Source organism: Streptomyces sp. NPDC020996, assembly GCF_040641355.1.
In the GTDB taxonomy this organism is placed as follows: Bacteria; Actinomycetota; Actinomycetes; order Streptomycetales; family Streptomycetaceae; genus Streptomyces.
Map to the genome: position 1 here is coordinate 20095 of NZ_JBFADM010000081.1, position 11201 is coordinate 31295.

11 protein-coding genes are annotated in these 11201 nt (G+C 71.2%); 3 read left to right on the forward strand and 8 right to left on the reverse strand.

Going from position 1 to position 11201, the window contains the following annotated elements; translation table 11 throughout:
• Positions 1–214: 214 nt before the first annotated feature.
• Complete coding sequence (locus AB0G63_RS35125) at positions 215–1780, reverse strand: MFS transporter (protein ID WP_360758795.1); 1566 nt, start codon at positions 1778–1780, stop codon at positions 215–217.
• A 95-nt stretch (positions 1781–1875) separates the two neighbouring features.
• Here AB0G63_RS35125 and AB0G63_RS35130 point away from each other — a divergent pair, with 95 nt between their 5' ends.
• Positions 1876–2580, forward strand: a complete 705-nt coding sequence (locus AB0G63_RS35130) for a TetR/AcrR family transcriptional regulator C-terminal domain-containing protein (protein ID WP_360758797.1) — start codon at positions 1876–1878, stop codon at positions 2578–2580.
• A 61-nt stretch (positions 2581–2641) separates the two neighbouring features.
• Here AB0G63_RS35130 and AB0G63_RS35135 read toward each other — a convergent pair whose 3' ends face one another.
• Positions 2642–3265 (reverse strand): DUF305 domain-containing protein, encoded by a 624-nt coding sequence (locus AB0G63_RS35135; RefSeq protein ID WP_360758799.1) that lies wholly within the window; start codon positions 3263–3265, stop codon positions 2642–2644.
• Positions 3262–3930 (reverse strand): DUF3105 domain-containing protein, encoded by a 669-nt coding sequence (locus AB0G63_RS35140; protein WP_360758801.1) that lies wholly within the window; start codon positions 3928–3930, stop codon positions 3262–3264. The genes AB0G63_RS35135 and AB0G63_RS35140 overlap by 4 nt, the downstream gene beginning before the upstream one ends.
• A 161-nt stretch (positions 3931–4091) precedes the next feature.
• On the opposite strand from AB0G63_RS35140, the gene AB0G63_RS35145 reads away from it, so the two are divergent.
• Positions 4092–4532: an Rrf2 family transcriptional regulator gene (locus AB0G63_RS35145; protein ID WP_360758803.1), complete on the forward strand. Its 441-nt coding sequence runs from the start codon at positions 4092–4094 to the stop codon at positions 4530–4532.
• Between the two features lie 17 nt (positions 4533–4549).
• Here the strand turns inward: AB0G63_RS35145 and AB0G63_RS35150 are convergent, their stop codons facing one another.
• Positions 4550–5746 (reverse strand): globin domain-containing protein, encoded by a 1197-nt coding sequence (locus AB0G63_RS35150; protein WP_360758805.1) that lies wholly within the window; start codon positions 5744–5746, stop codon positions 4550–4552.
• Positions 5747–6059: 313 nt separating this feature from the next.
• Between AB0G63_RS35150 and glnA the strand changes: the two genes are divergently transcribed.
• Complete coding sequence (glnA, locus tag AB0G63_RS35155) at positions 6060–7421, forward strand: type I glutamate--ammonia ligase (protein ID WP_324784541.1); 1362 nt, start codon at positions 6060–6062, stop codon at positions 7419–7421.
• Between the two features lie 29 nt (positions 7422–7450).
• On the opposite strand, the gene AB0G63_RS35160 is transcribed toward glnA, so the two are convergent.
• Genes AB0G63_RS35160 through AB0G63_RS35175 form a run of 4 tightly spaced genes read right to left on the reverse strand, consistent with a single transcriptional unit; the run spans position 7451 to position 10893 of the window.
• The gene (locus AB0G63_RS35160; RefSeq protein WP_360758808.1) at positions 7451–7723 is read right to left on the reverse strand and encodes a hypothetical protein; all 273 of its coding nucleotides are present in this window, start codon (positions 7721–7723) and stop codon (positions 7451–7453) included.
• Between the two features lie 23 nt (positions 7724–7746).
• Entirely contained in the window at positions 7747–8763 is a 1017-nt protein-coding gene (locus AB0G63_RS35165) for a TolB-like translocation protein (RefSeq protein WP_360758810.1), read from the reverse strand.
• Positions 8760–10010 carry an MFS transporter gene (locus tag AB0G63_RS35170; RefSeq protein WP_360758811.1) on the reverse strand — a complete coding sequence of 417 codons (1251 nt, stop codon included), beginning with the start codon at positions 10008–10010 and terminating at the stop codon, positions 8760–8762. Before AB0G63_RS35170 ends, AB0G63_RS35165 begins: the two co-directional genes overlap by 4 nt.
• A 1-nt stretch (position 10011) precedes the next feature.
• The gene (locus AB0G63_RS35175) at positions 10012–10893 is read right to left on the reverse strand and encodes an alkaline phosphatase family protein (protein ID WP_360758813.1); all 882 of its coding nucleotides are present in this window, start codon (positions 10891–10893) and stop codon (positions 10012–10014) included.
• Between the last annotated feature and the right edge of the window lie 308 nt (positions 10894–11201).

The following is an 11201-nucleotide window of genomic DNA, read 5'->3' on the forward strand; positions in this document are numbered from 1 at the left end:
GCGATGCGGTTCTTCGCACGTGTGGTCGGTCGCCGTGTGATCCGCGTAGAACCGGGCCGCGGCGGAGGCGCGGAAATGGATCAAACGGTAGGGGTCACTCTCTCGATGAACCGTTCATGCCAGGGGAATGCGCAGCCCAAGAAGAGCCCAAGAGACGTCATCTATGGGTGATTTGAGGCTTACGCCCGCTGAACCGCCCGGAAGTGGCGGCCGTTCAGCCCTCTTCCTGGTGCACATGCTGCGGCGCTGTGCTGAATTCACGTTCGCCGACGGGGGCGGCGCCCCGGCTCGACACCGAACGCAGGAGGACGGCCACGAGCACCGCCGCCGCGGCCAGGGCCACGCTGCCGCAGCGCAGCGCCAGATGGAGCCCTTCGACGAAGGCGGCGTCCACGGCTTCCTGGACGGACGCGGGCGGCACCCGGGTCCGGTCCGCACCCGTGCCGACGACCGAGGCCGCGATGGAGCGGCGGGCTTCGGCGGGTACGCCGATCCGGTCGAGCGATCCGGTCAGCGTGGCGGCCAGCCGGCTGCTGAGGGCGGCTCCCAGGACGGCGACGCCGACGACGCCGCCGATCTCGCGGAGCATGTTGAGGGTCGCGGAGGCCATGCCGGCCCGGTCGAGCGGAACGCGCTTCATGACCGTGACGGACACCGGTGTGAAGGTCATCCCCATCCCGGTTCCCATGGCGAGCAACACCCAAAGGTACTCCGGGTAGCGGGCGTGCTCACCGTAGAGCGAGAGGCCGCCGAGCGCCGCCGCGCACAGGGTCAGGCCGGTCACCAGCGGAATCCGCGGGCCGCGGCGCGTGGTGAGTGCGGCGGACAGCGGCGCCGCGACGGCGATCATCGCGGTCATGGGCAGCCCTGCCAGGCCCGCGCCCGACGGCGCCCAGCCCATCACGTCCTGCATGAGCAACGGCAGGAAGAACGACGCGCCGAACATGCCGAAGCTGATCATGAATCCGCTCACCGCGGCTCCGCTGAGCATCGGGTCCCGGAAGAAGCACAGGTCCAACATGGGTTCGCAGGTGCGGAGTTCGACCGCGACGAAGGCCGACAGGGCTGCTGCCGCCACCGCCGCGAGGGTCAGGACACGGACGTCGGTCCAGCCGCGGGCCGGCCCTTCGACGAGGGCGTAGACCAGCGCGCCGAAGCCGAGCACCGACAGCGACTGGCCCGGAAGGTCCACTCGCCTGGCCCGGCCCGCGAACTCCGGGAGCACCCGGGCGGCGAGCAGCAACCCTGCCGCTCCGATGGGGACGTTGACCCAGAACACGCTGGCCCAGCCGAACGCGTCCACCAGCGGCCCGCCCAGGACCGGACCGATCGTCAGGCCCAGGGCGGAGACGCCGGACCAGAGCCCGACAGCCCGGGCCCGCTCCCTTTCGTCGGTGAAGACGTGCCGCAGGATCGACAGGCTGCCCGGCGTGAGCAGTGCCGCGCCGAGTCCTTGCAGCATCCGCGCGGCGATCAGCAGGCCGATCGACCCGGACAGCGCCGCCGCCGCCGATCCCGCCGTGAACAGCGCCAGTCCGGTGAGGAAGATCCGTCTGCGGCCGTACCGGTCGCCGAGTGTGCCGCCGGTGAGCAGGAGGGCGGCGTAGACCAGGCCGTACCCCTCGACCACCCACTGGAGTCCGCTGACGCCGGCGTGCAGCTGCTGCCCGATGCGGGGCAGGGCGTTGTTGACGATGACGTTGTCGAGCATCGCCATGAACATCGTGGCGCACAGGACGGCCAGCACGAGCCCCTTGCGCCGGGAGGTCAACTCCTCCATCACATTCCCTAACGGTGTTAGTCGATACCCGGAGCCGACAGCGTGCCCCTAACGGTGTTAGATTGCAAACCGGGTTTTTCGACGGAGGGTGGCCGGTGGTACGAGACAGCGGTGCGGCCGAGGGCGCCGCGCAGCCGGGACTGACCCGCCAGTCGCTCCTCGCGGCGGCCCTGCGAGTGCTGGAACGTGAGGGCGTCGGCGGGCTGTCGATGCGCAAGGTCGCCGCCGAACTGGGAGTGAAGGCAGCCTCCCTGTACTGGCACGTCCGCAACAAGGAACAGCTGCTGGACCTGCTCGCCGACGAACTCATGGCCGATGCCGAGCCGCCGCCCAGGCAGGGCGACTGGCGGGAGCAGCTCCGCGAGTACTCGCTGCGCTACCGGCGCCACCTGCTCGGCAAACGCGACTCCGCCAAGGTCGTCGCGGGGCGGCTCGCTCTGGGCCCGAACCTGCTGCGTCTCATGGAGGACCAGTTGGACCGGCTGCGTGAAGCCGGATTCGCCGACGCCGACGCCGCCCTGGCCAACTACCTTCTCGGCGCCTTCGTCCAGGGCTTCGTGCTCCAGGAGCAGTCACCCATCTCCGCGTCCGAGACCGAGGGCGCCAGCCGTTCCGAAGTCGCCCGGGCGGCGGCCGACCGGCTGCGCGGACTGCCGCAGACGACGTTCCCGAACCTTGTCGCCCTGGCCGGCGACCTCACCACCCCGTCGATGGACGACCGCTTCGCCTTCGGCCTCGAACGTCTCCTCGACGGGCTGGCGACCCTGCTCACCGAGAACCACGCACATCCGGACAGCTGAACCGGCTGCGGTGGCAGGCAGCATGGGGCCCCACGCTGCCTACGGCCCGGGCATCGCGCCGCTACGGCCTGGGCTTCGCGCCCCGCTCCTTGAGCATGTCCGCCATGAGGGCGATCTCCGACTCCTGTGCCTCGACCATGCCCTGGGCCAGCCGCTTCTCCACGCCGACCGTGCACTTGGCCGCGCAGCCCTCGGCCATGTGGACGCCGCCCTTGTGATGGTCCGTCATCAACTGCAGGTAGTAGACCTCCGCCTGCCTGCCGCTGAGCGTGCCGAGCTTCTTCATCTCGGTGTCGGTGGCCATGCCCGGCATCAGCGCGCCGTCGCCGGAGCCGGAGGTCATGTCACCCATGCCCATCCAGGTCATCGGCGCGTCGGCCGACACCTTCGGCAGCCCCCACAGGTCCAGCCAGCCCAGCAGCATGCCGCGCTGGTTGGCCTGCGTCTGCGCGATGTCGTAGGCGAGCCGCCGCACCTCCGTGTCCTTGGTGCGGTCGCGCACGATGTACGACATCTCCACGGCCTGCTGGTGATGGACCGCCATGTCCCGTGCGAAACCGGCGTCCGCGGAGTCGGCGGCCGGCACCTTGCCGCCGCCGTCGTCGTCCGCGACCGCGTACGTGATCGCACCGGCCGCGACGAGCGCCGCCGCGGCGGCGCCCGCGATCCAGCCGACGTGCCTCACTTCATCCTCCCGCCGGTGCACGAGGCACCCGGCTCGGGCGTCTGCTTGCCCTGCACGTAGGCGGCGAAGAACTTGTCCACCGCCGGGTCGTCGGCGCTCTTGACGGTGAGCTGGTGGCCCCACGCCGACAGCATCAGCGGCGCCGCCTGCTTCGGGTACGGGCTCATCAGGGTGTACGGCGTCTTCTTCACCTTCGCCGCGAGCGCGGCGACGTCGCTCTTGGCGGCCTTGTCGGTGTACGTCACCCACACCGCGCCGTGCTCCAGCGAGTGCACGGCGTTCACGTCCTGCACCGGCTCGGTGTAGACGTTGCCGTTGCAGTTGAGCCACACCGGGTTGTGGTTGCCGCCCACCGGGGGGTGCATGGGGTAGGCCACCGACGTGCCGACGTGCGTCCGGGAGAGCTTGCCCGACCAGGTGCGCACGCCGTCCTTGCCGGTCACGAAGTGACCGGCGTCACCCGAGCCCTTCGCGTCGGACGACGCCCCGCCGGAGTCGTCCGACTGCGACCGGACGACGAAGACCCCGCCGACGACGAGACCGGCCACGGCCACCACACCGGCCGCGACGACGAGTATCCGGTTCCGCCGCTCGCGAGACCGTTCCGCGCGCCGCATCTCCTCTATGCGCGCCTTGCGTGCCGCGCTGGTGGTCTTCGAGCCCATGGGGTGTCCTTCTGGGGAAAGGGGACCGGTCCGGTCCGCTGATCGTAATGGCGCGCACCGGGCGGCAGACCGGAGGCGCCGGGGAAAGACCGGATCGATACGGGGCGGAGTGGGTCCCCGGAAAATTTGTACCGCGGATGCGTATTACCTACTCTGCTGGTATGCGGCTGTTGCGATCCACCGACCTGGCTCTGCGTGTGCTCATGCAGCTGGCCGTGGCGGATGCCGCCGCGATCCCCACCACCCGGGACGTCGCGTCCGTGGTGTCGGCTCCTTACACGCACGTCGCGAAGGTCGTGGCCGAATTGCAGCGCCTGGGCCTGGTCGACGCCCGCCGCGGCCGGGGCGGCGGGCTCGCGCTCACCGAGAAGGGCCGCACGGCGTCCGTGGGAGGTGTGGTGCGCACCTTCGAGGGCGTCACCGAGGTCGTCGAGTGCGAGGGCGCCACGCCCTGCCCGCTGAGCTCCGACTGCCGGCTGCGCGGCGCGCTGAAGCGGGCCCAGGAGGCGTTCTTCGCCTCGCTGGACCCGCTCACCATCGCGGACATGGTCGCCGCCCCCGCCGGCCCGATGCTGCTGCAGATCGGCAGGGCGGCTCCCTGAACCGCCGAATGTCCCCGTTACGCCTGGCCCTCCTGCGCCAGCCACAGGTCCGGCCCGAACACCTCGTAGTGGATGTCGGCCGGCGCCACGCCCTTCTCGATCAGCTGGGTCCGCACCGTGCGCATGAAGGGCAGCGGGCCGCACAGGTACGCGCGCGTGCCGGCGGGCACGTCCACGTCCGCGAGGTCGACCAGGCCGGTGCGGCCGGACTCGCCGGCGTCCGCCTCGTACCAGAAGTGGACCGACGCCTCCGCGAGCTTGCTCGCGTAGGCGGCGTGGTCGGCGCGCAGGGCGTGCGCGGCGGGGGAGCGGTCGCCGTGCACGACGGTGACCGGGGCGCGGTGGCCGGTCTCCGCGAGCTGGGCCAGCATCGCGACGATCGGGGTCACGCCGATGCCGGCGGACGCCAGCAGCAGGGGCGTGTCCGCGGCGTCGTCCAGGACGAGGTCGCCGTAGGGGGCGGACAGCTCCAGGACGCTGCCCACACGCGCGTGCGTGTGGAGGTGGTGGGAGACCTCGCCGTCGGGCGCCGAGCCGTCCCCGTTCACCCGCTTGACGCTGATCTGCCGCTCCGTCGAGCCGGGCGCCCCGGTGAGGCTGTACTGGCGTATCTGGCGGGCGCCGTCCGGCAGCTCGACGCGTACCGAGACGTACTGGCCCGCCCGGAAGCCGGGCACCGGACCGCCGTCCACCGGGCGCAGCCGGAAGGTGACGACGTCGGCGGTCTCCGTCGCGCGCTCGACGACCTCCCACTGCCGCCAGTCGGGGTCGCCGGCCTCCTCGTACAGCCGCTTCTCGATCGCGACCAGCGCGTTCGCCATCAGCCAATAGACCTCGTCCCAGGCGGCGGCCACCTCGGGCGTGACGGCCTCGCCGAGGACGCCGGCGATGGCGGCGAAGAGGTGCTCGTGGACGATCGCGTACTGGTCCGGCGTGACGCCGAGCGAGGCGTGTTTGTGGGCGATGCGGGACAGCATCGCGTCCGGCCGGCGGTCCGGGTGGTCCAGCAGGTGCGTCGCGAAGGCGGCGATGGAACCGGCCAGTGCCTGGCGCTGGGTGCCGGCCGCCTGGTTGCCGCGGTTGAAGAGGTCGCGCAGCAGTTCGGGCCGGGCGGCGAACATGCCGGCGTAGAAGCGCTCGGTGATCTCGTCCAGGTGCGCGCCCACGGCGGGGAGGGTGGCGCGGACGGTGGCGGCGGACTGTTCGGACAGCATGGTGGCTCCTCGGGTCTCAACTGATAGATCACGCTAGTAAAACTTGCATTTGAGATGCAAATTAAGCGGACGTGGCGTGGCTCACGCACGCGCACAACCGGCCATTACGGATGTCCGCGCGAACAGGCAAGATGGGCGTTGGAGCGTCGCAGCCGTACACCTGCCGTACGCGAGGCGTTCAGGCCGGGGTCGGACGGCCGATCATGGGCGGCAACGCGCATGAAATGCTGTTGTGGTGGGATGCTCAGGTGCCCGACCGCCTCCCGTGGCGGGGAGACGAACGGCCTGACCAGCAAGGATGGGGAAGCGCAAGATGGACAAGCAGCAGGAGTTCGTGCTCCGGACGTTGGAGGAGCGCGACATCCGGTTCGTACGCCTGTGGTTCACGGACGTGCTGGGCTTCCTGAAGTCCGTGGCCGTGGCCCCCGCCGAACTGGAGCAGGCCTTCGACGAGGGCATCGGCTTCGACGGCTCGGCGATCGAGGGCTTCGCCCGGGTCTACGAGTCCGACATGATCGCCAAGCCGGACCCGTCGACCTTCCAGATCCTGCCCTGGCGCGCCGAGGCCCCCGGCACCGCCCGCATGTTCTGCGACATCCTGATGCCGGACGGCTCGCCGTCCTTCGCGGACCCGCGCTACGTCCTCAAGCGCGCCCTCGCCCGCACCTCCGACCTGGGCTTCACCTTCTACACCCACCCGGAGATCGAGTTCTTCCTGCTGAAGGACAAGCCGGTGGACGGCTCCCGCCCGACCCCGGCCGACAACTCCGGCTACTTCGACCACACCCCGCAGAACATCGGCATGGACTTCCGCCGCCAGGCGATCACCATGCTGGAGTCGATGGGCATCTCGGTGGAGTTCTCCCACCACGAGGGCGCCCCCGGCCAGCAGGAGATCGACCTGCGCTACGCCGACGCGCTCTCCACGGCGGACAACCTCATGACCTTCCGCCTGGTGATGAAGCAGGTGGCGCTGGAGCAGGGCGTGCAGGCGACGTTCATGCCGAAGCCGTTCTCCGAGCACCCCGGCTCCGGCATGCACACGCACCTCTCCCTCTTCGAGGGCGACCGCAACGCCTTCTACGAGTCGGGCGCCGAGTACCAGCTCTCCAAGGTCGGCCGCTCCTTCATCGCGGGCCTGCTGCGGCACGCGGCGGAGACCTCCGCGGTCACCAACCAGTGGGTGAACTCCTACAAGCGCATCTGGGGCGGCTCCGAACGCACCGCCGGCGCCGGCGGAGAGGCCCCCTCCTACATCTGCTGGGGCCACAACAACCGCTCCGCCCTGGTCCGCGTGCCGATGTACAAGCCCGGCAAGACCGGCTCCGCGCGCGTGGAGGTCCGCTCCCTGGACTCCGGCGCCAACCCCTACCTGGCGTACGCCGTCCTGCTGGCCGCGGGCCTGAAGGGCATCGAGGAGGGCTACGAGCTCCCGCCGGGCGCCGAGGACGACGTCTGGGCCCTCTCCGACGCCGAACGCCGCGCGATGGGCATCGAACCCCTCCCGCAGAACCTCGGCGAGGCCCTCTCCCTGATGGAACGCAGCGACCTGGTCGCCGAGACCCTCGGCGAACACGTCTTCGACTTCTTCCTCCGCAACAAGCGCCAGGAATGGGAGGCGTACCGCTCCGAGGTCACGGCCTTCGAGCTCAAGAACCTGCTGCCGGTGCTGTAGCCACAGCCCAGCACGGGTTTCCCGCTGATTCAGCGGATGGGGCCGACGGTCACGGACCGTCGGCCCGGTCGATCCCATGCGCTGAAGGTCTCGTCGTCGAGCAGCCCGATGAGGTAGGGGCGGGAGACATTGCGGACGTCGGCCGCCTGCCGCGCGGTGAGCTCCACGTCCACCGGCATGATCTGCACGCCCTTGCCGCTCGCCGGTGCTGCCAGCGTGCCTTCGGTTCCGGCCTGCGGCCGTGTGCGGTGGTGGGCATCGCGGTCCCCCTTCGAGTCGCCTGATCGCCGTATTCCCGACACGGCTGAGTGTTTGGCGAAGTCGGTCAGAGGTACGCCGGAGAAACCGCCGCCGTGCTGATGCGTCGCGGCTTGCCCGTGCCGTCCGCCGGGACTTCGTACAGGTCGGCTCCGTAGTCGCCCGGGAGGGCGTAGACGAGGGTGTCGGTGTTCTGCCAGAGAGCCTGGTCGTCGACGCTGCGGGGTTCTGCCAGCGGCGTCTCGCGCATCGTGCGCAGGTCGAGGACGTACAGGCGCCACGGGGCGTCCTTCGGCAGGCCAGGGACCCGCTTCTTGAACGCGACGCGGGTGCCGTCGGGGGAGAGGGACGGGCATTCGACGTTCGCGCGCAGGGTGGTGACGGTGCGGGTGCGCAGGTCGCCGCGGACCAGGTAGGTGCGCCCCTTCGTCGCCAGCGTCGCGTAGAACGTGCGGTCGTCCGCGGCGAACGTCACGCCCCAGAAGTTCACGTCCGACGAGCGGTAGCGGTGCCCGTCCCTCACGATCCGGAACGCCTCCAGGGACGGGATCAGCTTCCCCGTGCGCACGTCCACGATCGCCGCCCGCGTCGAGAAGTCCGTCCCCGCGTACGAGTCGCCGCCGACGAACGCGGTCCACGTGGCCAGGTGGCCGCTCGGCGAGACACGGGCCCGGGAGGGGATGCCGGGGACGTCGTAACGGGCCCTCACCCGCAGACGCGCGTCCAGGACGAGGGCCCGGTAGGTGTCCGAGACCGCGCCGTGCACCGCCTGCAGGCACACGCCCGTGCCCGCGGCGGCGTGCAGGCGCAGGCACTTGACGCCCGATGCGATCCTGGGGCCGGACGGATCCGAGGCCGCGACCGTGGTCAGCTCGTCGCGGTGCGGACCCCAGGCCATGTTGCGGAAGACCAGCCGGCCCGGCGCGTTCAGGACGACCTTCCCGGAGGTCACCCGCGGCCCGCCCGCCCGTGCCTGGTCCCGGCGCTCCGCACGCGCCGACGCGTGCAGCACGGACGCCACCGCGACCGCCGCCAGCACCACCACGGCCGACAACAGGACGACGACGCGATTGCGAGCGGTCATGACGCACAGCCCTTCCTCAGCACGGTCACGGACACGGCCGCGCACACCGCCAGCGCCGCCGTCGACGCCAGCAGCGCCGTACGGTCGCCCCACAGCGTCCAGGCCGCGCCGAAGCCCAGCGAGCACGCGAACCGGGCGACCGCCTGCCCGGTCTGCACGACCGCCAGCCCCGACGAGCGCAGCTCCTCCGGAACCCCGTCCGACGCCGCCGCCATCAGCACGCCGTCGGTCGCGGCGTAGAAACCGCCGAGCAGCGCCAGGACGGCGTACGGCATCGCGGCGCCGTGCCACGACGTGAGCAGCAGCCCGTACGCCAGCAGCAGCGCCCCGTGCCCGGCCAGGAACACCCGCCACCGCCCCGCCCGGTCCGCCAGCCGCCCCAACGGCACCGCCAGCAGCAGGAACGCGGCGGCCGTCCCCAGCGGCAGCAGCGCGAACCACCGGTCGGCGACCCCCGTACGGCGCTGCAACAACAGATAGACGAACGCATCGCTGACCGTCGCCAGACCCAGCAGCACCGCACACACCGTGAGCCGCCGCAGTTCGCGCCGCCGCAGCAGCCCCACCGCCGCCCGCAGCGTGGGCCGCTCGGACACCTGTCCCGACCGCGCCCCGCCCGGCACGAACAGCACCAGCACCAGCACGCCCACCGCGGCAACGCAGAAGCTCACCGTGAAGACGGCGTCGTAGCCGTCCACCGTGGCCCGCAGGATCCAGAACGCCGCCAGCGGCCCCAGCAGCGCACCCGCCGTGTCCATGGCCCGGTGCACGCCGAAGGCCCGCCCCCGCGTCTCCGGCGTGGACGCCAACGAGATCAGGGCGTCGCGCGGGGCGGTGCGCAGCCCCTTGCCGGTGCGGTCGGCGGCCAGCACCAGCCCGATCGGCGTCAGCGAGTGCACCACCAGCAACAGCGGCTTGCACACAGCCGAGACCCCGTACCCGACCCCGGCCACCCACTTGTGCCGGCCCCCGCCCCGGTCGGCCAGGTGGCCCCCGGCCAGCCGGACCAGCGCCGAGAACCCGTTGTAGACGCCGTCCAGCAGCCCGAATCCCAACGGCGACAGACCCAGCCCCGCCACCAGGTACAGCGGCAGCACCGCCGTCACCATCTCCGACGACACGTCGGTGATCAGGCTGACCGTGCCGAGCGCGAGGACCGTGGGGGCGACCGCGACGCGCCGCCCGGCCGGGGGCCGGACGGCGCCGTCCGCGGACGCCGGCGTCGCGCGGCTGTCCGCTACGTACATGTCAGGACGCCCAGATGCCCGTGATGTCCTTGGCGGAGGCCGCGTTGCCCGCATGGCTGCTCAGCCCCTGCGAGTCCTCCAGCGTCCGCAGCAGGTCGTAGTGGTTGTACGTGGTGGAGGTCGACGATCCCGCGGCCACCGGCTGCCCGTACAGCACCGTCGGGATGCGGTTGCCGCTGAGCCGGTTGTCCTCGTCGAAGGTGACGACCAGGAGACTGTTGTGCGTCTTGGCCCACGTGGCGTAGGCGCCGAGGTTGTTCTTCAGCCAGGTGTCACCGGTCGACACCGAACAGTCGTGCATGTCGCTGCACAGGTTCGGGATCACGTACGACACGTCGGGCAGCGTCGAGTAGTCGGCCGGGAACTGCGCCAGCGTCTTGGCGCTCGACGTCGGCACGTTGCTGAAGCCGAACCACGGGTTGTGTTTCTGGGCGTAGTTCCCGCTGCTGCACGTCGTCGAGCCCTGGCTCGGCAGCGACTCGTTGTAACTGGCCCAGGTGCCGCCCGCGGCGATCACCTCGGAGGCCAGGTTGGCGGCCGACGAGAAGCCCGGCGTGACGCAGCTGTCATCCGTGACGCCCTGGGTGGAGCCCGAGAACATCGCGTAGTAGTTGGGCTGGCTCGGGTGCGTCTCGGCGTACGCCTGGGTGAGGTTGGCGCCGCCGGACTTCAGCGAGTTGATGTACGGGGCGCTGGAGGAGCCGATCACCTGGCTGTAGGCGTGGTTCTCGAAGACCACGACCACGACGTGGTCCGGGGCCGGCACGCCGGTCGCGGCGGACGACGAGCCGCCGAGACCGGCCCACAGACCGGCGGCCGCCGCGGTGAGGCCGAACGACGCGAGCGCGGCACGGCTGCGTCGGAACACGAAACTGCCGGACACATCTACCTCCCGGAGGGGGACAGGAATGGCGGTGCCATAAATCATGCACACGTCAAAAGCGCCCTACTCCACCTCATCCACCCCGCCAAATGAAGTCCACGTGAACTACTGAAGCGCCCCCCGAACCATCCCGCCACCCGCACCCGCCCACACCGGTGAAACCGCACCACCCGCGCCCGCGGACGGCGGGAGGGCGCATCCGGGCCGTCGCAGCACCCGCGCCCGCGGACGGCGGGAGGGCGCATCCGGGCCGTCGCAGCACCCGCGCCCGCGGACGGCGGGAGGGCGCATCCGGGCCGTCGCAGCAC